Source organism: Nocardia sp. CDC153 (genome assembly GCF_035818515.1).
Lineage (GTDB): Bacteria > Actinomycetota > Actinomycetes > Mycobacteriales > Mycobacteriaceae > Nocardia.
In genome coordinates this window covers 635,709-657,920 of sequence record NZ_JAYKYU010000005.1, presented here as the reverse complement: position 1 = coordinate 657,920, position 22,212 = coordinate 635,709, and the positions used below count along the sequence as shown (strand labels likewise).

The window sequence follows — 22,212 nt, the reverse complement described above, 5'->3', positions numbered from 1 at the left end:
TCAGCCCCTCTCTTCCAGTCGTCAGCAACGAGTTGGCAATGATACGGTTGCCGCGATCACCTGGGAGGGGCTCCATGGGTCTGAAGGTCACCCCGGCCACACTGAACGACGCGGCCACCACAATCGGAAATCTCGCGAACACCGTCAAGGACGCCAAGGCCACCCCGCCATTGGGTGCGAGTCGCGGCGTCGACGGCATGAAGGGCTCGGCCATCGCCGCCGCCCTCGGTAAGGCCGACCCGGCCAGCACCGTGGCCACGCAGGTCCTCTGCGGCCGCTTCACCCAGTTCTCCTCGGCCCTGTCGACCTCGGCCAAGACCTACCACGACTCCGACACCGAGGCCGCCCAGCGACTATGGGCCATCGGCGAGCTCAACGACGGGCAGCCCTGATGGGAACGCCGACCAAGGACCAGGTGCTGTCCTGGAACCCGCTCTCCCTCGCCGAGGTCGCCTCCTCGGCCAACAGCATCGTCATCACCATCGACAACAGCGCCGACACCGTCCAGCGCACCATCCACAACCTCGACTGGTCCGGGACCGCCGCCACCGCCGCCCTCGGCCGCGCCGACCATGAATACACCCAGGTCAAGGCCGTGGCCACCGCGTATTTCACCCTCGCCGACGCCTGTTCCCAGGCGTATTCGGCCATGCAGCCGGTCATCGCGGACCTGCAGGCTAGCGTCAAGGCCCTCGAGGGCGACCACTTCACGGTCGACCAGGACTTCACCGTCAAGGACACGCGCAGCGACAACAAGCGCGCCGATGACGCGACGAACGACACCATCCGCCTGCAGGGTCTGGCCAAGACACTGGGCGAGAGCGACGAGGCGTGGGCCACGAAGATCACCGCCGCCATCGCCGAGATCGAAAAGCTCGCCCCGGTAACCAAACTCGACAATCCGCTGTTCAACTTCCTGACCGGCGGCCTCACCCAGCCCCACGACGACGTCTTCAACCCCGCCCTGGCGGCCGTGAAACTCCACGACGGCATCCCCGTCTCCACCGACCTCCCCGGCGGCGGCCGCATCACCCTCACCCCCAACCCCGACGGCACCATCACCACCGCCCAATCCACCCTCCAGCCCGACGGCACCGTGGTCACCAAGACCCACACCGGCACCGGCCCGGACACCACCTCCGTCTCCACCCCACGCAACGACGGCACCGGCATCATCGACACCGTCACCACCGCCCCCGACGGCTCGCAAACCCGCACGGTCTCAATCCCCAAGGGCGACGGCCGAATCGGCACCCGCCCGGTCAACACCGACGGCACCCTCGGCCCCGAAACCCTCACCAGCCCCCTCGGCAATGGCGCGACCCTCACGGAGGTCCCGAGCGCAAACGGCAAAACGGTCACGAATGTCCTGACCCGCGCGGACGGCTCAACCAATACCCAGACCTTCGCTGTCGGCCCCGACGGCAAGCAACAGCTGATCGCCACCGCCGACTCTGCGGGTACCCGCTCGACCCGCGAACCGGACGGTTCCATCTACACCCAATTCGCCGATGGCCGTTCCGCCATGACCACGACCCAGCCGGATGGGCGGGTGGTGACCAAATTCAGCGATGGCTCGGTACTCGGCGCCGCACCGCCCAGTTCCGGCCAACCCGCACTCTCCGCGTGGGATTCGGTCAAGGCATGGACCGGCAAACAAGCCGGAGATCTCTGGGAATCGACCACAGGAACGTTCCAGGAGCATCCGGGCGCCATCGTGACAGGCATGGCCGCCGACGCAGCGGGTGGACAGCTCGACCTGTCCAAGGCATCCATGGCCCAACGCGCCCAAGCTCTCTCACAAACCTCGGATGATGCCCTCGCAAGGATGGTCACCCAGCTCGAGGCCGGTGACCCTGCCGCCGGACGCAGTGCGGTCACCGCCGTAACCGCCGCCGACGACGCGGCCGCACTGGCGTCGAAAACAGAAACTCTCGCGAAGGTCGGCAAGTTTGGCGGCCCGGCGGTCACCGCAGGACTCGCGGCGTATGTGAATTGGCAGGATTGGGAACACGGCAAACCCGCTCCGGCTGCGATCGCCAATGCGGTAGGAACTACCGTGGGCGATGTCGGTGGCGCGTTGGCGGGCGCGGAAGCAGGCGCGGCCGCCGGTGCCGTGGTCGGGGCCTGGTTTCCACCCCTCGAACTGGTAGCCATTCCTGGCGGAACAATCCTCGGCGCGGTCTTCGGTGGATACGCCGGAGGCTCGGTCGGTGGATGGGCAGCGGAGAAACCATTCAAATGAAACCCCTCAACGAGAACCTCGACGGTCCCGGCGGCAATCGGCTGCCTTGGCCGAGCGAGTTCGGAAGCGAGCGCCCCAGCGGAAAGGTGATCGCGGGGCTCGTGGTAATCGCCCTCGCAGTACCCTTGTTCGCCAGTACCTGCTGGTCAGCGATTCAGAACCACCAGTGGTCGGTCGCCTTCTTCGGCGCCGCAGGTACTTTCGGATCGCTCGTGTTCGCGGTCCTGGGCTTATCGATTCTTCGTCGCCGGCGTTCGAGGATCCCGGACGCCATCCGTCTCGAAACCATCGACGCGGTGCCGGGGCAGACCATTCCGGCCCGCAAATCAACCCTCATCGCTCTGTTGTGCTTCGCCTCGGTCGCCGTCCTCGTGGCAGCCTCACGTCTGATTCTGTTGCTGGGCAACGGATTAAGCGACCATGCGGGCCGAAACATATTCAGCTCATTGACAATGATCGTTCTGCTTCTCGCCGGTCTCTGGCTGCTCGCAGTCGGAGTGTCCGTGGCCAGCACGCCGCGAGGGCTGCGACTGACCACCGAGGGTCTCGAATTCCGCAATGGCTTTGTCCACCAACGCCTGCCGTGGAGTGCGGTCGCCGTCGTCCGTCCTGTGATCGTCAGTCGCAACCCGGCGATCCGCGTGCTTCCCACGGACCCGTCCACACTGTCGCTCGAGTTCACCAGTCGACTGAAGCAACGTACCGGCCTCGACTGCATCGTGATCCCGCCCTCGGTCTACGGCATCGATCCCGCCCTGCTGTACTACACCATCGATTTTTACGCCCGCCACCCAGAATCGCGCTCCGAACTCGCCTCCGACGCCGCGGTTCAGCGGATGCGGCGGGGGGACGTGCTCGGGTAGCGATTCGGCACTGTCAGTTGGGCTTTCGGGCCGCGTGGAGCAGGTCCTTGTTCAGGTGGGCGATTACGTTCTGGGGGATTTCCTTGGGGCAGGCGAGGGTGCATTCGCCGGTGTTGGTACAGCCGCCGAAGTCTAGGGCGTCGTGGGTTTCGAGCATGGCGGTGACGCGGGAGTAGCGTTCGGGTTGGCCTTGGGGGAGGAGGCCGAGGTGGGTGATCTTGGCGGCGGTGAAGAGCATGGCGGAGCCGTTGGGGCAGGCGGCCACGCAGGCGCCGCAGCCTATGCATTCGGCGGCCTGGAAGGCGTTGTCGGCGTTCGGCTTCGGGACCGGGAGGGTGTGGGCCTCGGGGGCGGTGCCGGTGGGGGCGGTGATGTAGCCGCCCGCCTGGATGATCTTGTCGAAGGCGGAGCGGTCGACCACCAGGTCCTTGATGACGGGGAAAGGCTTTGCGCGCCAGGGTTCTACGGTGATGGTGTCGCCGTCGGAGAACTTGCGCATGTGGAGTTGGCAGGTGGTGGTGGCCTTTTCGGGGCCGTGCGGGGTGCCGTCGATGACGAGGGAGCACATGCCGCAGATGCCTTCGCGGCAGTCGTGATCGAAGGCGATGGGGTCCTCACCCGCCGTGGTGAGTCGTTCGTTGAGGACGTCGAGCATCTCGAGGAACGACGCTTCCGGTGAGATCTCCACCGGGTAGTCGACCAGTCTGCCCCGGTCGTGAGCGTCGCGCTGACGCCAAATACGCAGTGTCAGTTTCATTTCAGATCTCCCCCTACTTGTAGGACCGGGTACTGGGCTGGACGTGTTCGAAACTCAGCGCCTCCTTGTGCAGTGTCGGCGGCCCGCCGCCGTTCCATTCCCACGCGGCGACATAGGAGAAGTTCTCGTCGTCGCGCCGGGCCTCGCCGTCCTCGGTCTGCGATTCGGCCCGGAAGTGCCCGCCCGCGGATTCGGTGCGGTGCAGGGCGTCGATGACCATGAGTTCGGCCAACTCCAGGAAGTCGGCCACCCGGCCCGCACGCTCCAGGGACTGGTTGAGATCGCCACCGGAGCCGGGGACGTTCACCCGCTCCCAAAACTCCTGGCGCAGAGCGGGAATCAAGGCGAGGGCCTTGCGCAGACCCGCGTCGGTGCGTTCCATGCCGCAGTACTCCCACATGATGTGGCCGAGTTCGCGATGGAAGGAGTCGACGGTGCGGTCGCCGCGAATCGAGAGCAGGCGATCGATCCGCTCGGTGACCCGGTGCTGGGCGTCCGCGATCGCCTCGGCCGGCACCTCCCCGACCGGCCCCCGGGCCAGATAGTCACCGAGGGTCGTCGGAAGTACGAAATACCCGTCGGCCAGGCCCTGCATGAGCGCCGACGCCCCGAGCCGATTCGCGCCGTGATCGGAGAAATTCGCCTCGCCGATCACGAACAGCCCCGGAATCGTGGACCGCAGATCGTAATCCACCCACAGCCCGCCCATGGTGTAGTGCACGGCCGGGAAGATGCGCATGGGCGTCTCGTACGGGTTCTCGCCCGTGATTCGCTCGTACATCGTGAACAGGTTGCCGTACTTGGCTTTCACCGCGTCCACACCGAGTCGCCGGATCGCGTCGGCGAAATCGAGATATACGCCGAGCCCGCCCGGACCGACGCCGCGCCCCTCGTCACAGACGTTCTTGGCCGCACGGGAGGCGATGTCACGCGGGACCAGATTGCCGAAGGCCGGGTAGATGCGCTCGAGGTAGTAGTCGCGCTCACCCTCCGGGATGTCGCCGGGATTACGCTGGTCTCCAACGCTTTTCGGCACCCAGACCCGCCCGTCGTTGCGCAGCGACTCCGACATGAGCGTCAGCTTCGACTGGTGTTCGCCCGACACCGGTATGCAGGTCGGATGAATCTGGGTGAAACAGGGATTGGCGAAGTACGCGCCGTGCCGGTGGGCCCGCCAGGCGGCGGTGACATTCGAGCCCATGGCATTGGTCGACAGGAAGTAGACATTGCCGTACCCGCCGGAGGCCAGCACCACGGCATCGCCGGTGTAGGAGCGAATCGCGCCGGTGATCAGGTCGCGCACCACCACGCCCCGCGCCACCCCGTCGACCATGATCAGGTCGAGCATCTCGTGGCGGGCATGCAATTCCACGGTGCCCGCGTCGACCTGACGCATGAGCGCCTGGTACGCGCCCAGCAGCAACTGCTGCCCGGTCTGACCGCGGGCATAGAAGGTACGTGAAACCTGCGCGCCGCCGAACGAGCGGTTGTCGAGCAGACCGCCGTACTCCCGCGCGAACGGAACCCCTTGCGCCACACACTGATCGATGATCTGCGTGGAGATCTCCGCGAGCCGGTGCACATTCGACTCCCGGGAGCGATAGTCGCCGCCCTTGACCGTGTCGTAGAACAGCCGGTGCACGCTGTCCCCGTCATTGCGGTAGTTCTTGGCGGCATTGATCCCGCCCTGCGCGGCAATCGAATGCGCTCGGCGCGGCGAATCCTGGAAACAGAACTGGATGACGCGATAACCCTGCTCCCCCAAGGTCGCCCCGGCCGAACCACCCGCCAGACCGGTCCCGATGACGATGACCGTTTTCTTGCGCTTGTTCGCCGGATTGACCAGCTTGGCCTCGAATTTGCAGGTGGTCCAGCGGTCGGCGATCGGACCGCCCGGCGCGGCCGTGTCCGCGATCGGCTCGCCAATGCTGAAAAGACTGTCGTTCATGGCTATTTCACCCATCCGAGAGAGACAGAGACAGGGACGGAAAGGAATCCGGCGACCAGCACGATCGAGACCGCGGCAGCGAGCAGGTCGTAACGGTGCGCGCCGCCGTTGACGGTCAAGCCCAAAGTCTGTGCGGCGCTGCGGATGCCGTGCCGCAGGTGCAGGCCAACCAAGACCACGGCGGCGATGTAGAACAGGGTGATGTACCAGTGCGAGGGAGCGAAGTCGGCGACCACCTTCGCATAGGGGGTCGCGTTGCCGCCCCGCGGATTCACCGCGCCGAACGTCAGGTCCAGCAGATGCCAGACCACGAACAAGGCGATGACGACCCCACCCCAGCGCATGGTGTGCACCGCGTAGCCGTACGCATGCGACTTCCGTCCGGCCGCGTACCGGACCGGCCGGGCGCGGCGTGCGATGCGGGCCAGCGCGACCGCCGACCACATGTGCAAGACCACGCTCACCCCGAGCACGACCTCCACAACGGTCAACACGCCCCGCCGCGGTATCGCGGGCGAACCGACCGTGCGCAGCCAGTCGGCGTAATGGTCGAACTCGGACGCGCCCAGAAAGATCTTCAAATTCCCGACCATGTGGGCGATGAGGTACAGCACGAGAATACCCCCGGTCACCGCCATCACGGCCTTCTTGCCCACCGTGGTGCGGTAGAGCTCGGGTAATGCGACAGCCATGAGCGGAAGGTAGATCCGCGCGCCCAGGCCGGTCCAAGTCCGCTTGGATCTGGTCTCCATGGCCCGCGTCTATGGACCGAGCTGGGACCGGGATTACTACCGCCAGTAGTGAATTCGCGGCGTGAAGGATGTCACACCCGATGCCGCACCGGCTGTGATCATTCGCTCGGAATCGGAAAACCCGCAGTTCAGAGTCCTAGGCTGGCGACCGTGCAGTTGCAGCAGTTGTCCTATTTCCTGGCGGTGGCGCGAACCCAGCACTTCACCCGGGCCGCCGATGCGCTGGGCGTCGCCCAGCCGTCGCTCTCCAAGCAGATTCGGGTGCTCGAGACCGAGCTCGGCGCGCCGCTGTTCAGCCGGGCCCGCGGCAACATCACGCTGACCCCGGCCGGTGAGGCCCTGCTGCCATTGGCCAATCGGATTCTCGCCGACGTGGATACCGCGCGACTCGAGGTCCAGGAACTGGTGGGACTGCGCCACGGTCGGGTCCGGCTCGGCGCGACGCCGTCGCTGTGTTCGGGACTGCTCGGCGCTGCGCTGCGGCATTACCACGACGCGTACCCGGGCATCCGGCTGCTGGTCGAAGAGGGCGGATCGCGCGACCTGATCCGCCAATTGACCAGGGGCGAACTGGATTTGGCGCTGGTGATCCTGCCGCTGCCCGAGGACACTCCCCTCGCGACCACCCCGATCCTGCGCGACGACCTCGTGGTCGCCGCCCGACTCGACGACGCCAGCCTGCACGGCCGGACCCGGCTGCGCGTCACCGATCTGCGCGACCGCCCCTTGGTCATGTTCCGCCAGGGCTACGACCTGCGCGAAACCACCATCGGCGCATGCCGGGCGGCCGGATTCGAACCCCGCTTCGCCGTCGAGGGCGGCGAGATGGACGCGGTCCTGCGGTTCGTGGAGGTGGGACTCGGGGTGGCGGTGGTGCCCAGTACCGTGCTGGCCGGACGTCCCGGGCTGCACGGCATTCCGCTGACCGCCGCGACCGACCGCACGGCGGGGACCCACGGCCTGCACCGAACGGTCGCGCTCGCGCACCGCAAGGACGTCGCCCCGACCCACGCGGCCGGGGCGTTTCGCACCACCCTCGAGGGCTTCCTGCGCGATTCGGCCGCGGCGGGCGGTCTTCCGATCGGTGTCGAGTCGCTGATCCGCGACTAGTCGACCAGGGTGTCCCGGAGCCGCTTCAATTCCGTCTCCGAAAGCCCCTGGGTGAGCAGCCATTCCGCGGCACCGCCGTGATCGGCGTAGAGGTTGTCGAGGAACCGCAGCATGACCTCGGCCGTCACCGCCAGGATGCCCGTATTCGCCTGCGGCAGGCCCGCGTAGGACGGCAGCGCGTCGAGGCGGTCGCGGACCCGCCGCATGCGCTCGTTGGTGAGGGCGTAGTCGTCGGCGATGAATTCGGCCGGGACACCCACCGCGTCCAAGAGGACCGCGGCGAGGACGCCGGTGCGGTCCTTGCCCGCAGCGCAATGGAACAGCAGCGACCGGCGATCCGGGTCGATGATCAGCCGGACGGCCTCGACAATGTGCTCGCCACTGCCCGCCAGCAACTGACCGTAGAGCTCGGTGAGGTCGACGCGCGTCTTGTCGGGCACGAGATCCCGTGCCGCCAAGGAGGATTGGGGCGATTTGCGGATGGGCAGGTTGGCTATGTGGACGTCGGCGTCGCCGATCAGCCCGTAGCCCTCCCGCTCGACCTCGTCGGGCAGGCGCAGGTCGATGACCGTGCGCAGACCCACCTTCACCATCAAGTGCGCGAGATCCTCGCAGGTGGCCTGCTGCAGCGTGGAGGAGCGCAGGACCACGCCGAAACGGGTGGTGCCGCCGCCGGTTACGGGCAGCCCGCCCAGATCCCGGACATTGTCGATCTGGGCGAAGTCGATCCAGCGGTTCGGCACAGAATCAGTGGGCACGACCGGCCGCCGCCTCTTCCGCGCGAGTCAGACCGCACAGGCCGATGAGGTCCTCGTGCAGTTCGAACCAGACGGTGTGGTAGCTGTCCATGATGGGCCGGGCCACATAGGTGTGGTCACCCTCGGCAATGCGCTCGATCGCCCGGTCCAGCCGATCCAGGTAGCGGGACAGGCGGGGAGCCAGACCGCCCAGGCGGCCGATGAGCGGACGCAGATTCCGGTGAGTGTCGGTGAGGCGGGCCAGGACTCGCGCGTCGTATTCGGCGTCGGCGTGATCGTTGACCGTCGCCGCGTCCTTCATCTGCCAGTCGGTGATGATGACCTTGAGATCGGCGTTGAAGACGCAGAACTCGTCGTAGGCGGCGGTCACGGCGGCGGCGTCGACCGTCCGGCGCTCCTCGGCGAGCAGCTGCTCGAGACGGGGACGTCCCTCGGGGGTGAGCCGGAAACCGGCCGGGGTGGTGGCGCAGTAACCCGCGCTCACCAAACCCGCACAGCAAGCCGCGATTTCGCTGGCATCGGCGAACAGGCTGGCGGCCAGATTGTCCGCATTCACCCGGCCCTTGATGCCGACCAGCCGCAGCACGGCCAGCTCGGTGACGGGCACGGCCCCGGAAACCTCCTCCTGGTCAACGCTTTCGGGGACGCGTCGCTCCAAACGATCGGCCAGCTCGGCGCTGTCCACCCCCGCCCATCGAGCCAGCTGCGCGACGTCCTCGAGCACGGCCTGTTCCACCGGCTTGGCGGTGACCGCGCCGGGCAGCACCAGACCGGCACCGCCATCGACGGTCACGGTCTTGCCCGCGAGCGCCTCCACCACACCGGGTCCGCAGCCGACCACGCACGGGCGACCCAGCTCACGGCTCACCAGCGCGGCATGCGAAGTGGTGCCGCCCAATTCGGTGACGATGGCCCGCGCGGCGATCATGCCGTGCAGATCGTCGGGGCTGGTGGTGGGACGAACCAGGATCACGTCCTCCCCCGCCTCCGCCCGCGCCTCGGCCTCCTCCGGATCGGTGACGACGACACCGGAAGCCAGTCCGGGACAGGCGGATTCGCCACGCGCGAGCGGCTCCTGACCGCCGGAGTCACCCGAGGCCGGGCGCAGCACATCGCGCACCTGCTCGGCGGTGACCCGATCCAGGGCCTCGTCGGCGCTGATCAGACCTTCCTCGACCATGGCGACCGCGGCTCGCACCGCCGCGCGCGCCGACCGCTTGGCCGGACGCGACTGCAACAGCCACAATGTCCCGGATTCGACGGTGAACTCCACATCCTGGATATCCCGACCGTCGCGCTCGAGCAGCTGCGCCGCGGCGATGAGCCGCTCGTGCACCGCGGGCTGGGTGGCGGCCAGCTCGTCGAGGGGACGCGGGGTCAGGCGGCCCGACACCACGTCCTCACCCTGACCGCCGACCAGCCATTCGCCGTACACCGGGCCGTCGCCGGTATTGGGATTGCGGCTGAAAAGCACTCCGGTGCCGGATGATTCGTCGAGATTGCCGAACACCATGGCCTGCACGGTGACCGCGGTGCCGAGGGTGTCGGGCACACCGCGATTGGCGCGATAGGTCTTGGCGCGCGCCGAATCCCAGGACCGGAACACCGCCTCGACCGCCCCGCGCAACTGCTCCCACGGATCGACAGGGACGACGCCGTCGGCATCACCGAGCACGGTCTCCCGATACTGGTGCACGAACCGCTGCCGAGTGTCCTGCGCGTACGCCGGATTGCGCGTCTCCTCGGCCAGCGCCCGCTGCACCGCGTCGGTCATACCGAGATTCAGGACGGTGTCCATCATGCCCGGCATGGAGATGGCCGCGCCCGACCGCACCGACACCAGCAGCGGCCGCTCCCCGGACCCGAAGCGCCGCCCGGTGCCGCGCTCGATCATCGCGATCCCTTCCCGCACCTGCGCCCAGATCTCCTCGGCGATGACCCCGCGCCGCGTGTAATCGGCCCACCCGTCGGTGGTGATCACGAAGGCGGGCGGCACCGGCAGCCCGAGCGCCCGCATGTGATCGACGCTCCACGCCTTGCCGCCGATCTTCTCCCGCGACAAACCACACGCGCCATCGAGTTCGACAACGGTCACCGCGTCCGCCGCACTGTCGAGACGCCGCGCCAACTCCGTTCCGGCCGTCATGCCATTCCTCCGAGATCCTGAATCCATCCGCACTCCAGCCCCTCCACCGCCACTCGAGCAGCCTGCCGGGCCACACCCGTCCCCCACGGGCCCACTACAACGAGCGTGCCGCGCGTCACCCACACACCCAACTCCCCATCCCGATCACCGGAACGTCGTGCCTTCGCAGCCCTGCACCCTGGCACGCCCGGTCAGCGGGATGGCACGACGAAAATGGGGATTCAGGGATGGGTGGTGGGGCAGGATGGGCGGATGGATCGGCGGCACTCGGGCGGGAGCTCCGCGGTCGGACCCGTGACCACGATTCCGGGTTTGGTGGCGGAACGGGCGCGGCGGTATCCCGACGCGGTGGCCATTGCCGGACCGGCCGGGCGGCTCACATTCGCCGAACTGGCGGCCGAGGTCGCCGCCGTGACGCGGGCGGCCATGGCCTCCGGGATCGAGGTCGGCGACCGGGTCGGGATCTGGGCGCCCAACAGCGTGCGGTGGATCGTGACCGCGCTCGGAATGCTCGGCGCGGGAGCGACTTTGGTGCCGATCAGCACCCGATTGCGCGGCCCGGAGACCGCGGAGGTGCTGGCCCGCAGTCACGCCAAGGCGGTGTGCACCGTGCAGGAGTTCCTGGGCCGGGACTATCCGCGCATGCTGGCCGAATCCGGGCGCGCGCTACCGGATCTCGAACATCTCATCCTGCTCGACGACGCCCGCGGCGACGGCGACGCGGACTGGGACATCAGCTCCTGGGAGGGATTCCTGGCTCCCGGCACGGTGATCGAACCGCAGTCGGCCGTGGAGCGCGCCGCCGAGATCGAGCCGGACGCGGTCTCCGACATCCTGTTCACCTCCGGCACCACGGGTACGCCGAAGGGCGTGCTGGCCACCCATCGGCAGAGCCTGGAGGTGTTTTCGCACTGGGCCGACGCGGTCACCCTGCGCCCGCGCGACCGGTATCTGCTGGTGAATCCGTTCTCGCACACCTTCGGCTACAAGGCGGGCATTCTGGCCTGTCTGCTGCGCACCGCCACCATGATCCCGGTGGAGCGCTTCGACGCCACCGCGGCGCTGCGCCTGATCGAGAACGAGCGCATCACCGTCCTGGCCGGTCCCCCAACGCTTTTCACCGATCTGCTGGCCGCCGACCACGACGACTACATGCTCGGCTCGCTGCGTCTGGCGGGCACCGGCGGCGCGACCATCCCCACCGAATTGATCCGCCGCATCCGTGACGAGTTGCGCGTCCCCTACGTCTTCACCGCCTACGGTCTCACCGAATCCATCGGCGTCGTCTCCATCTGCCCGCCCGACTCCGCGGCCGAACTGGTGGCGGGCACCGTGGGTAAACCCTTGCCGGGCACCGAGATCCGCGTTGTCGACCGCGACGGCAAGGAGGTCGAACCCGGCGACCCGGGCGAGATCACCGTCAAGGGCCCGAATGTCATGCTGGGCTACCTCGACGATCCGGCGGCCACCGCCGCCGCCATCGACGCGGACGGCTTCCTGCACACCGGCGATATCGGCACCCTCGACCACGACGGCTACCTGCGCATCACCGACCGCCTCAAGGACATGTTCATCGTCGGCGGCTTCAACGCCTACCCCGCCGAGATCGAGCGAGTCCTCTTGCAGCATCCGGACATTCGCGATGTCGCGGTGATCGGCATCCCGGACCCCCGCCTGGGCGAGGTGGGTCGCGCGGTAGTGGTGCCCGCCGAGGGCGTCACCCCCGACCCAGCCGAGATCATCGAATGGTCACGCTCGCGGCTGGCCGACTACAAAGTGCCGCGGGAGGTCGTCTTCCGCGACGACCTCCCGCGTAATGCCGGTGGCAAGGTGCTCAAGGACCGCCTGCGCGACTAGATCTCCTTGCGCATCTGGGCGGTGAGGGGCTTCATGTAGCCCGAGCCGAGCAGGCGGCGCATGATGTTCATGGCCTTGGCGTCCTTGCCGATCAGGATGAGCGGCTTGTTCTTTCGGATGCCGTTGACGATCACGCGGGCGCAGTCCTCGGGGCTGGTCTGGGCCAAGCGGTCGAAGTTGGCGGCCAGGTCGTCGCGGGAACGGTTGGCGGCCGCCCTTGCCTTCCAGGCGATTTCGGTCTTGATCATGCCGGGGTGAATGCTGGAGACGCCCACCTGGTGTCCGGCGATGATCATTTCCTGGCGCAGCGCGTCGGTGATGGCGTGCATGGCGTACTTCGAGGAGCTGTACCCGCCCTGGCTGGGGCAGGCCACCAGGCCGAACATGCTGGAGACATTGGCGATATGCCCGTCACCGGAGGCGATCACGTGCGGCAGGAACGCCTTCACGCCGTGCAGGGTGCCCCAGTAGTTGATGCCGAAGATCCACTCCAGGTCCTCCCAGGAGACTTCCTCGATATTGGCGGTCAGCGAGACACCGGCATTGTTGACGACCAGATTGACCTTGCCGAAATCGGCCACCACCTCGTCGGCGTGGGCGTAGACGGCGGCCCGGTCGGTCACATCGAGCCGATAGGCGCGGGCCTTCGCGCCTTCTTTCTCGCACAGCGCCGCGGTCTCGGCCACATTGTCGAGATTGCGCCCGGACAGCGCGAGCTGCGCGCCATTGCGAGCCAGTTCCAGGGCCAGCGCCCGGCCGATGCCAGCTCCCGCACCGGTGATGACGGCGACCTTGCCGTGGAAGTCCTTCATGGGTATTTCCTTGTCTCGCTGCGCGATTACTACTGAGAGGTGAAGCCGCCGTCGGCCACGAATTCGGAGCCGGTGCTGTAGGAGGAGTCGTCGGAGATGAGAAACAGCACCAGGTTGGCGAGTTCCTCCGGGCTGGCGGGGCGGGCGATGGGCTGATTGGCCGCGATATTCGCCGAACGGTCGGACGTGGCCACCATTTCGGTCGCCACGATGCCCGGGTGCACGGAATTGACGCGGACATTGTCGGCAGCGAATTCCTGTGCGGCCGTTTTGGACATGCCACGCACGGCCCACTTGGAGGCCACGTAACCCAGGATGTTGGAGTAACCGATGAGTCCGCCGGTCGAGGAGATGTTCACGATGGAACCGACCCCGGCCTTGCGCATGGACCCGATGACGGCCTTCATGCCCAGGAACACACCGACCTGGTTGACGTCGATCACCTTGCGATAGTCGGTTTCCGAAAGCTTCTCGATCGGGTCGACGTGCACGATGCCCGCGTTGTTGACCAGACCTGACACCGGGCCGAACGCCGCCTCGGTCTGCGCCACGACATCGTTCCACGCGGCCTCGTCGGTGACGTCGAGCGGGAAAAAACTTGCCGCGCTGCCAATTTCGGCGGCGACGGCCTGCCCGGCCTCGGTCAGCACATCGGTGATCACGACCTTCGCCCCCTCGGCCGCCAGCTTGCGGGCGAAGGCCGCCCCCATGCCGCGCGCGCCGCCGGTGACGATGACGACCTTGGAATCCACCCGTCCCATCTCAGTCCTCCTGTGCCGCTGCGGTTTCCGTGTCCGCCAGATGATTGGCGGCGATGTAGCCGAATACCATGGCGGGTCCGATGGTCGCGCCCGCACCGGCGTAGTCGTTGCCCATGACCGCCGCGGAGTTGTTGCCCGCCGCGTACAGGCCGCGAATGACCTCGCCTTGATCGTCGAGCACCCGGGCGTGCTCGTCGGTCACCAGGCCGCCCTTGGTGCCCAGGTCGCCGGGCACCATTTCGACCGCGTAGAACGGACCGCGCTCGAGCGGGGCCAGGGTCGGATTCGGCTTGACGGTGGGGTCGCCGTAGTAGCGGTCGTAGGCGGAATCGCCGCGCTGGAAATCCTCGTCGCGGCCCGTGCGCGCGAAGCCGTTGAACCGCTCGACGGTGGCCGCCAGCGTGTTGGCCGGAATACCCAGCTTTTCGGCGAGCTCGGCAAGGGTATTGGCCTGCTTGATGATTCCCGCGTCGAAGTACTTCTGGGGCAGCGGCCGCTTGGGGAAGTTGCCCAGGAACAGGTACCGGTCGCGGAAGTTCTGGTCGAAGATGAAATGCGCGGGAATGCTGCCCGGCACCTTCTTCTCCTCCTCGTACATGGTGTGCACGACGTTCACGTACGGCGCGGACTCGTTGACGAAGCGCTCACCCCTGGCATTGACCACGATGGCGCCCGGCTGCGAGCGCTCGGCCAGCATGAAGAACGGCGGCCCATCGGGGTTGCGCACCGACGGACCCCACCAGGCGTCGTCCATGAGATCCACCGCGGCACCGGCCTTCTGGCCCGCCACGATGCCCTCGCCGACATTCTCGGTCGCGCCCACGGTCCAGCCGGTGTTCTGCGGCCCGTCGATGTACTGCTTTCGCATTTCCAGGTTGTGCTCGAAGCCGCCCGCGGCCAGCACCACGCCGCGGCGGGCCTTGATGGTGACCGGGCGGCCCTCGTGCTCGGCGTGAATGCCGACCACTGTTCCGCCCTCCACGATCAGATCGGCGAGCGGGGTGTTCAGCCACACCGGCACGCCCGCGTCCCGCAGCGACAGCCACAGTCGGGCAGCCAGCGCTTTGCCCAGGCTCAGCGGTTTCGCGCCCTTGAGCAGGTTGAGCGCGGTCTGCGCGCCCACCTTCATAGCGGTCTTCTTGCCGGTCCAGGTGCGCGCGATCATGTTCAGGTCGTGGAAGTCCTTGACCGTGATGGCGATGCCCTTGGGCGCGGACATGGTCGGCTGATTGATCTTGTGCAGATCGCCGCCGAGCAGTCGCCCGTCGATCGGCTTGGGCTCGATGCTGCGGCCCTGCGCCAGCCCGCCCGGGAACTCCGGGTGGTAGTCGGAATAACCGCGGTCGTAGGCGAAGTCCCAGTACTTGGAGCGGGCCCCGAGGTAACGGAACATCTCCGGGCCGTGGTCGAGGAACGCGCGCTGCTTGGCCTCCGGAACCCGGTCGCCGACAACGGCTTTCAGGTAGGTGCGGGCCAGCTCCGGGCTGTCGGGCACGCCCGCGGCCTGCAATACGGGGTTGTTGGGCACCCAGATGCCGCCGCCCGAGCGCGCGGTGGAGCCGCCGAAGAGGCGGCTCTTCTCGATGAGGGTCACCGACAGGCCGCGATAGGCGGCGGTCAGCGCGGCGGTCATGCCCGCCGCACCGGAACCCACGACCACGACGTCGAATTCGAATTCCATGAAAGCTCTATCCTTAGTAGCCGCAGCTGGTCAGCATGCCGCCGTCGACGACGAATTCGCCTCCGGTGCAATAGCTCGAGGCGTCCGAGGCCAGGAACAGCGCCACCTCGGAGACCTCGACCGGCCGACCCCAGCGCGGAATGGGCAGTTCGGAGAAGAAACTGTTGCCGTCCACCCCGGACGCGCCCGCGACCGACGCGGTCATGGGGGTGGCGATGCCGCCGGGATGAATCGAGTTCACCCGGATGCCCGAGTGCCCCAGCTCCCGGGCGGCGGACTTGGTGAGCCCGCGCAGCGCGAATTTGCTTGCGCTGTAGGCGGAAAGACCGGCCGCGCCGACGAAGCCCTCGACCGAGGACACGTTCACGATGGACCCGCCGCCCGCGGCGGTGAGCGCGGGCGCGGCGGTCTTGATGCCGAGGAAGGCGCCGGTCACATTGACGGCCATGATGGCCTGGAACTCGTCCAGGCTCATCTCGACGATCCGCTTGAACCGCAGGATGCCCGCGTTGTTGACGAGCACATCCAGCCGACCGAATCGGGTGGTGGCCTCGGAAACCGCGGCCTGCCAATCGGATTCGCCGGTGACATCGTGGTGCACGTAGTGGACGTCCGCGCCCAGCTCGGCCGCGAGGGCCTTGCCCTCCTCGTCCAGCACATCGCCGAACACGACCCGCGCGCCCTCGGCCACGAAGCGGCGCACATGCTCCGCCCCCATGCCGCGCGCGCCGCCGGTCACCAGCGCCACCTTGCCGTCCAACTGTCCCACCGAATTTGTCCCTTCCGCTGCTCGTCTCCCGACGCTAAGTCCGGAGCCTCGAGCCCGGCACGGTGTGGTCCCGGCCACTGAGACATCCCGATGACCTGAGGCTATGGGTGCAGAAGTATTCCGGTTAGGCATAAAGACCCGGTGGGGTGCGGAAGCGGTGCGGCAGGAGTCCGGATGAAGTTCTCGATGATCTTCGAGGCGCAGATGACCGACCCGACCGCCGCCCACGAAGCCCAGGTCCTGCGCGATTGCGTGGAACAGGCGGTGCTCGCCGACGAGCTGGGTTTCGACGCCGTGTGGGCGGTCGAGCATCACGGGCTCAAGTGGTATGCCCACATGAGCGCGCCGGAGATCTTCCTGACCTATGTGGCCGCCAGGACCTCGCGGGTGCGCATCGGACACGGCGTGGTGTGTATGCCGTTCGGCTTCAACCATCCCGTGCGGACCGCCGAGCGCGCGGCCATGCTCGACGTGCTCTCCGGTGGGCGGGTGAATCTGGGCGCGGGCCGTGGCGCGACCGCCGTCGAAACCTCCTTCTGCGGAGTCGATCCCGATCGCACGTATCGGGAGGTCGAGGAATCGCTGCGGATGATCGCGACCGCCTGGCAGGACCCCGAGGGCGAATTCTCCTATCACGGTGAGCTTTTGGACATCGACCCGCATCACCTGCTGCCGCGCCCGGTGCAGCGACCCCATCCGCCGCTGTTCATGGCCTGCACCAAGAAGGACACCCTGAAGCTGGCGGCCGAGTACGGAATCGGCGCTCTGGTCCTGGGTTTCGCGGGCATCGAGGAGATCGCGGAACTGCGCGGCATCTACGACCGGGCCATTGCCGCCCGCACCGGTGAGCGATTCGTCTCCACCGTCGTCAACGATCACTTCGCGGCCCTGTGCCCGACCATCGTCCTCGACGACCGCGAGCGGGCCCGCCAGATCGGCGCGCGCGGGCAGCGGTTCTTCGCCCAGTCCATCAAGTACTACTACGGCGCGGGCCCGGTCCCCGACGAGGCCGTCGACTCCACCGTGGACGAGGTCGCCAAGGTGCGCGAGGTCGCCGACGAGCACGTCGCCTTCCTGCACGAGGCCAAGATCCCGGTGAAGTCGGGCTCCACCGCGATCTTCAACACCGAGCACGCCTACGGCAACGCCGACGACGCCATCGCCTACGTCGAGCGGCTGGCCGAGGCCGGGGCCGACGAGATCCTGTGCCTCATTCAAATGGGCACCGTGCCGCAGTCCGCGTGCCTGGAGACCATCCGTCAGTGGGGGGAGAAGGTCATCCCCCATTTCCGCAACAAGTAGAGAGACAGGAAACTCGAAATGGCTGATCTGACCGGCAAAGTCGCCCTGATCACCGGTGCCGCCCGCGGGCAGGGCGCGGCCGAGGCCCGCCTGTTCGTGGCGCGCGGCGCGCAGGTGGTCATTACCGACGTGCTCGCGGCCGAGGGCAAGGAACTGGCCGACTCGCTCGGCGAGGCAGCGGTTTTCGTCGAGCACGACGTCACCGACGCCGAGAGCTGGGATGCCGCCGTCAAGGTCGCCGTCGACACCTTCGGCAAGCTGGATGTGCTGGTCAACAATGCCGCCATCTACATCATGAAGCCGATCATGGAGACCGGAGCCGATGAGCTGGAACGGATTCTGAAGGTCAATCTGGTCGGCGCGTTCCACGGCATCAAGGCCGTCGTCCCCACCATGACCGCGGCGGGCGGGGGTTCCATCGTGAACATCTCCTCGCAGGCCGGGCTCGAGGGCCTGATGAACCACGGCGCGTACGGGTCCTCCAAGTGGGGTCTGCGCGGCCTGTCCAAGATCGCCGCGCTGGAGCTGGGCCCGTCCCAGATCCGGGTCAACTCCGTACATCCCGGGCCCATCGCCACCCCGATGGTGCCGTACCTGACCACCGGTCCGGGCAGCTTCCCGACCCTGCCGCTGGAGCGCACGGGGCTGCCCGAGGAGGTCGCCGAACTGGTCGCCTTCCTCGCCTCGGACGCCTCGGCCTATATCACCGGCGCGGAGGTGACCGTCGACGGCGGCCTGGCCGCGGGCAAGTTCATTCCGCGAAACATGCAGTAAGACGGCGTTATTCAGGCCACATAGCGCGATTCAGGAAGGCCCGCACATGACCCTGTCCCCCGAATGGCAGAGCTTCGTCGACGCCGCGAGCGCGGCGTTCCCGGCACTGGGCACCGAGGTGCTCGACGCCGCCGAAGCGCGGGCCTTCCTGGCCGCCCGACCCGCCGCACCCGCCGAGCCGATTCCCGTTGCGGCAGTGGAAGAATGGCTGGTACCCGGACCCGACGACGCGCCCGAGGTACCCGTCCGGCTCTACCGTCCGCTGGACGCCGAAACCGTTCCGGGCGTGGTGGTCTTCTACCACGGCGGCGGATTCGTCCTGTGCGACTTGGATTCCCACGATCGTTTCTGCCGCACCATGGCGAATGCGGCCGGTGTGCTGGTGATCTCGGTCGACTACCGCCGCGCACCCGAGGCCCGCTTCCCCGCGGCGGCGCAGGACGCCTACGCCGTGCTGCGCTGGGTCGCCGATCATGCCGAATCCCTGGGTGGCGACCCGAACCGCCTCGCCGTGGCCGGTGACAGCGCGGGCGGCAATCTCGCCACCGTCGCCGCCCTGGCCGCCCGCGACAATGGCGGCCCCGACATCGCCTTCCAAATGCTGCTGTACCCGATGCTGGATCCGGCCTGCGACAGCCCGTCCTATACCGACAATGCCCGGGGCTACTTCACGACCGCCGCCCATCTGCGCTGGTACTGGCGGCAGTACCTGACCTCGGACGCCGAGAAGTCCGACCCCTACGCCAATCCCACCCTGGCCGATCTCACCGGTCTGCCGCCCGCCTATATCGCGACCGCCGAATTCGATCCCCTGCGCGACGAGGGCGAGACCTACGGTCGGCGGCTGCGCGACGCCGGGGTCGCGACCGAAATCCACCGCTGGAACGGTACCGTGCACGGGTTCATGTCCATGGCCTGGCACCTGCGAGAAACCCAGCGCGCCAATGCCTCGGCCTTCACCGCGCTGCGACGAGCCCTGGCCCGCACACCCGTCGTCTGAAATTCCCAGTGGGTTCACAACCCGACGGGTTAGCATCACCTGCGTTCGATCATTTTGAAACGTCAGGAATTCTCTTGTCGGTAGCACGGATTGTGACAGGCACCGCCGCCCTCACCGCCGCCTTGACCCTCACGGCCGGACTGGCCGCGACCGCCGACGCGGCCCCCGGCGGCTACGGCACGCTGGCCCTCTCCCGCCTGCGGAACACCGCGGTCAGCGGCATCGACACCAATAGGGTCGCCGCCGACGCGGCCGCCATTCGCGACTGCGGCAGCTACGACTGCGAGATCGTGCTGCGGTTCACCGACGGCTGCGGCGCGGTCGCCCAGGGCGCCGATGGCACCTTCGGCTGGGCCACGGGCGCGAGCCAGGAGGAGGCCGAACAGAACGCCGTCACCGGCCTGGGCCAAAGCGCTCCCCCATTCCCGGACCTGGGCAGCGCCCAACCGGTCGCCGCCCACGTCGTCACCAGCGCCTGCACCAAAAACGTGCAGTAGCAAACGGTTCCACGCAGTCGGGGCTCAATGCGGGTACTGGGCCTCGTACGCCGCCCGCTCGGCCGCGCGTCGGGCCGCGCGGGCCGGATTCTCCAGATCCTCGGGGAAGCCGTGCTTCACGAGTCGATGCGCGCGGTTCATCGGCATGTACGCCACGATGTAGAACAGTGCCAGCAGCAGGCCGAGCAGGATCACGGCCAGTTTCAACCACAGCTCGCCCGGGAGAAGAAACGCCAGCGCGAATACCGGTACCAGCGGCACCAATTGGCGCACGATGTGCCGCGGGACCGCCCAGGTGCCGGTGAGGTCGTTGCGCACCCACTCGTGCAGATCCTCGGGCAGCACCCGCCCGCACGAGTAACCGAGCCATTGAATCGGGTTGGGGCGCTTCATTTCCGGTTTCCCTTCGTCGATCCCTGCTCCGCCAGCACCGATCCGCGCGCCGCGTCGTTGACCCGGTTCAGCACCTCGCGCAGTTCTTCCAGATCGGCCAGGCTCACCCCGAGCCGTTCCACCACCGCGGGCGGAATCTTCTCGGCCTCCTTGCGCAGTTCACGCCCGGCGTCGGTGAGATCCACGACGAGATTGCGCTCGTTGTTGCTGTCACGGCGGCGGGTGATGAGCCCGGCCGCCTCGAGCCGCTTGAGCAGCGGTGAGAGCGTCGGCGAATCCAGCTGAATGGCCTCCCCGATGTCCTTGACCGACATCGGGGCCTCACCCCACAGCGCCAACATCACCAGATACTGCGGATGGGTCAGGCCCATGGGTTCGAGCAGCGGCCGATACACCGCCAACACCGCGCGATTGGCCACCGCCAGCGCGAAGCACACCTGCCGATCCAACCGCAGCGGATCATCCATCTCGGCCGCCAACTCCATGTCGGGCCCTCCGAATCGTCTTGGGTTAGGGCAACAATAGTTAACGCACTAACTGTTAGTCGACGATTCGGTGGGTAATAGCGGTCACACCCGACCCTGCACCTCCTGCCGCATGGTCAGGATCCGACCCGTGTCCATGTAGTCGCGGAAGAGCGCGACCAGACCGTCGCGCACGCGAATCACATTGACGGAGCTGCGAAACCAGCCCCGCTCACCGGTCGGTCGGGTGACCTCGACATCGTTCTCGACCACGAAGACCTCCGGATCGGTGGTCTCGTGAATGACCGGCCGGATGCCGTGGACCTGAATGCCCGGCATGCCCGACCAGCGCGAGGCGAGGTAGTCGCGCACCTGCTCCCGCCCTTCGATGCGGGTCGGTTCGCCGGGGATGGGAAACGGGATCTCGAAGACGACATCCGGGGCGAGCAGCGCCGCGAAGCGGTCGGCATCGCGCGAGGGCAGTCCGAGAAAGAGACGTTCGACAAGGTCACGAGGGGTTTCGACGGAAGTGGACACCATGCCTCCAAAAACGGAACGTTGGACCCGGTTAGTATTCGGGGCGCGCGCCCCGGTTGTCAACGGGTGGGTAGGCTGTCGGTCGTGACGGATCGACCCCTGCGCGCCGATGCCCGCCGCAATCGCGAGCGGGTACTGGCCGCCGCCCAGGAAGCCTTTGCCGCCGAGGGCATTTCGGTGCCCCTCGACGAGATCGCGCGCCGCGCGGGCGTCGGCGCGGGCACCGTCTACCGCCACTTCCCCACCAAGGAAGCGCTTTTCGAGGCGGCCATCCTGGACCAGGTCGAGAAGATCACCACGCACGCGCGGGGACTGACCGAGGCCGAGGACCCCGGCACCGTGTTCTTCGAATTCCTGGAGTTGCTGGTTCTCCAGGGGACCGTCAAGCGCGACCTCGCCGATGCCCTGCGCACCCAGGGCGGCGAGTATCCGCGCACCGTCTCGCAGGACCTCAAACAGGCTCTGGCGACACTGCTTTCCCGCGCCCAAGAGGCCGGGGCGGTGCGACCGGAAATCGGGGTCGACGATTTACTGACAATTGTCAAAGGGGTCTTTCTCGCCGTCCACGAGGCCGGAGCCGATCCCGGCCTGCGCGAGCGCACCTTCGCCGTGATCGCCGACGGACTCCGTACCCGCTGATCGCAAACCGCGGGCAATAATCGCTGAATTATTGCGGAATGAACTGAAACGTGGGCGAATCGCCCGCAGTGTTCCGCAATGTCCGCACGTTTTTGCAACTCGGATGATTTGATGCACCATGTGCTGATCGGTTGCCCTACCGGCACC

At 67.4% G+C, this 22,212-nt stretch carries 22 protein-coding genes; 10 read left to right on the top strand and 12 right to left on the bottom strand.

What is annotated here, in order from left to right:
* Window positions 1–74 precede the first annotated feature (74 nt).
* Genes VMT65_RS29805 through VMT65_RS29795 form a run of 3 tightly spaced genes read left to right on the top strand, consistent with a single transcriptional unit; the run spans window position 75 to window position 3,108 of the window.
* Window positions 75–392: a type VII secretion target gene (locus VMT65_RS29805; RefSeq protein WP_326311806.1), complete on the top strand. Its 318-nt coding sequence runs from the start codon at window positions 75–77 to the stop codon at window positions 390–392.
* Window positions 392–2,245: a hypothetical protein gene (locus VMT65_RS29800; RefSeq protein ID WP_326311805.1), complete on the top strand. Its 1,854-nt coding sequence runs from the start codon at window positions 392–394 to the stop codon at window positions 2,243–2,245. Before VMT65_RS29805 ends, VMT65_RS29800 begins: the two co-directional genes overlap by 1 nt.
* On the top strand, window positions 2,242–3,108 hold the full coding sequence (locus tag VMT65_RS29795) for a hypothetical protein (protein WP_326311804.1): 867 nt from the start codon (window positions 2,242–2,244) through the stop codon (window positions 3,106–3,108). Before VMT65_RS29800 ends, VMT65_RS29795 begins: the two co-directional genes overlap by 4 nt.
* A gap of 13 nt (window positions 3,109–3,121) precedes the next feature.
* Here VMT65_RS29795 and VMT65_RS29790 read toward each other — a convergent pair whose 3' ends face one another.
* Genes VMT65_RS29790 through VMT65_RS29780 form a run of 3 tightly spaced genes read right to left on the bottom strand, consistent with a single transcriptional unit; the run spans window position 3,122 to window position 6,565 of the window.
* The gene (locus tag VMT65_RS29790) at window positions 3,122–3,865 is read right to left on the bottom strand and encodes a succinate dehydrogenase/fumarate reductase iron-sulfur subunit (RefSeq protein ID WP_326311803.1); all 744 of its coding nucleotides are present in this window, start codon (window positions 3,863–3,865) and stop codon (window positions 3,122–3,124) included.
* A 13-nt stretch (window positions 3,866–3,878) separates the two neighbouring features.
* Window positions 3,879–5,813, bottom strand: a complete 1,935-nt coding sequence (locus VMT65_RS29785; RefSeq protein WP_326311802.1) for a fumarate reductase/succinate dehydrogenase flavoprotein subunit — start codon at window positions 5,811–5,813, stop codon at window positions 3,879–3,881.
* 2 nt (window positions 5,814–5,815) lie between these two features.
* Entirely contained in the window at window positions 5,816–6,565 is a 750-nt protein-coding gene (locus VMT65_RS29780) for a succinate dehydrogenase cytochrome b subunit (RefSeq protein WP_326311801.1), read from the bottom strand.
* 150 nt (window positions 6,566–6,715) lie between these two features.
* Between VMT65_RS29780 and VMT65_RS29775 the strand changes: the two genes are divergently transcribed.
* On the top strand, window positions 6,716–7,675 hold the full coding sequence (locus VMT65_RS29775) for a LysR family transcriptional regulator (RefSeq protein ID WP_326311800.1): 960 nt from the start codon (window positions 6,716–6,718) through the stop codon (window positions 7,673–7,675).
* On the opposite strand, the gene VMT65_RS29770 is transcribed toward VMT65_RS29775, so the two are convergent.
* Entirely contained in the window at window positions 7,672–8,433 is a 762-nt protein-coding gene (locus VMT65_RS29770) for a tyrosine-protein phosphatase (protein ID WP_326311799.1), read from the bottom strand. The two genes, VMT65_RS29775 and VMT65_RS29770, sit on opposite strands and share 4 nt — an antisense overlap.
* A complete protein-coding gene (locus tag VMT65_RS29765; RefSeq protein WP_326311798.1) occupies window positions 8,423–10,579 on the bottom strand; it encodes a pyruvate, phosphate dikinase in 2,157 nt (718 codons plus the stop codon). The genes VMT65_RS29770 and VMT65_RS29765 overlap by 11 nt, the downstream gene beginning before the upstream one ends.
* 252 nt (window positions 10,580–10,831) lie before the next feature.
* Between VMT65_RS29765 and VMT65_RS29760 the strand changes: the two genes are divergently transcribed.
* Window positions 10,832–12,436, top strand: coding sequence for a FadD3 family acyl-CoA ligase (locus tag VMT65_RS29760; RefSeq protein WP_442790325.1), 1,605 nt, complete (start codon window positions 10,832–10,834; stop codon window positions 12,434–12,436).
* Here VMT65_RS29760 and VMT65_RS29755 read toward each other — a convergent pair.
* Genes VMT65_RS29755 through VMT65_RS29740 form a run of 4 tightly spaced genes read right to left on the bottom strand, consistent with a single transcriptional unit; the run spans window position 12,433 to window position 16,459 of the window.
* A complete protein-coding gene (locus tag VMT65_RS29755; RefSeq protein WP_326311796.1) occupies window positions 12,433–13,248 on the bottom strand; it encodes an SDR family NAD(P)-dependent oxidoreductase in 816 nt (271 codons plus the stop codon). The genes VMT65_RS29760 and VMT65_RS29755 overlap by 4 nt on opposite strands.
* 29 nt (window positions 13,249–13,277) lie before the next feature.
* Window positions 13,278–14,009, bottom strand: a complete 732-nt coding sequence (locus VMT65_RS29750; RefSeq protein WP_326311795.1) for a glucose 1-dehydrogenase — start codon at window positions 14,007–14,009, stop codon at window positions 13,278–13,280.
* Between the two features lies 1 nt (window position 14,010).
* A complete protein-coding gene (gene kstD / locus VMT65_RS29745) occupies window positions 14,011–15,690 on the bottom strand; it encodes a 3-oxosteroid 1-dehydrogenase (RefSeq protein ID WP_326311794.1) in 1,680 nt (559 codons plus the stop codon).
* 13 nt (window positions 15,691–15,703) lie between these two features.
* Window positions 15,704–16,459 carry a glucose 1-dehydrogenase gene (locus tag VMT65_RS29740; protein ID WP_326311793.1) on the bottom strand — a complete coding sequence of 252 codons (756 nt, stop codon included), beginning with the start codon at window positions 16,457–16,459 and terminating at the stop codon, window positions 15,704–15,706.
* A gap of 174 nt (window positions 16,460–16,633) precedes the next feature.
* On the opposite strand from VMT65_RS29740, the gene VMT65_RS29735 reads away from it, so the two are divergent.
* From VMT65_RS29735 to VMT65_RS29720, 4 genes are all read left to right on the top strand, one after another.
* Window positions 16,634–17,761, top strand: a complete 1,128-nt coding sequence (locus VMT65_RS29735; RefSeq protein ID WP_326311792.1) for an LLM class flavin-dependent oxidoreductase — start codon at window positions 16,634–16,636, stop codon at window positions 17,759–17,761.
* Window positions 17,762–17,779: 18 nt separating this feature from the next.
* A complete protein-coding gene (locus tag VMT65_RS29730) occupies window positions 17,780–18,535 on the top strand; it encodes an SDR family NAD(P)-dependent oxidoreductase (RefSeq protein ID WP_326311791.1) in 756 nt (251 codons plus the stop codon).
* A 46-nt stretch (window positions 18,536–18,581) separates the two neighbouring features.
* On the top strand, window positions 18,582–19,535 hold the full coding sequence (locus VMT65_RS29725; RefSeq protein WP_326311790.1) for an alpha/beta hydrolase: 954 nt from the start codon (window positions 18,582–18,584) through the stop codon (window positions 19,533–19,535).
* A 92-nt stretch (window positions 19,536–19,627) separates the two neighbouring features.
* The gene (locus VMT65_RS29720) at window positions 19,628–20,032 is read left to right on the top strand and encodes a DUF4189 domain-containing protein (protein WP_326311789.1); all 405 of its coding nucleotides are present in this window, start codon (window positions 19,628–19,630) and stop codon (window positions 20,030–20,032) included.
* Window positions 20,033–20,056: 24 nt separating this feature from the next.
* Here VMT65_RS29720 and VMT65_RS29715 read toward each other — a convergent pair whose 3' ends face one another.
* From VMT65_RS29715 to VMT65_RS29705, 3 genes are all read right to left on the bottom strand, one after another.
* The gene (locus VMT65_RS29715; protein ID WP_326311788.1) at window positions 20,057–20,425 is read right to left on the bottom strand and encodes a DUF5313 family protein; all 369 of its coding nucleotides are present in this window, start codon (window positions 20,423–20,425) and stop codon (window positions 20,057–20,059) included.
* Complete coding sequence (locus VMT65_RS29710) at window positions 20,422–20,910, bottom strand: MarR family winged helix-turn-helix transcriptional regulator (RefSeq protein WP_326311787.1); 489 nt, start codon at window positions 20,908–20,910, stop codon at window positions 20,422–20,424. The genes VMT65_RS29715 and VMT65_RS29710 overlap by 4 nt, the downstream gene beginning before the upstream one ends.
* An 84-nt stretch (window positions 20,911–20,994) precedes the next feature.
* Window positions 20,995–21,426: a nuclear transport factor 2 family protein gene (locus VMT65_RS29705; protein WP_326311786.1), complete on the bottom strand. Its 432-nt coding sequence runs from the start codon at window positions 21,424–21,426 to the stop codon at window positions 20,995–20,997.
* Window positions 21,427–21,510: 84 nt separating this feature from the next.
* Here VMT65_RS29705 and VMT65_RS29700 point away from each other — a divergent pair, with 84 nt between their 5' ends.
* Window positions 21,511–22,065, top strand: a complete 555-nt coding sequence (locus VMT65_RS29700) for a TetR/AcrR family transcriptional regulator (protein ID WP_326311785.1) — start codon at window positions 21,511–21,513, stop codon at window positions 22,063–22,065.
* Window positions 22,066–22,212 lie beyond the last annotated feature (147 nt).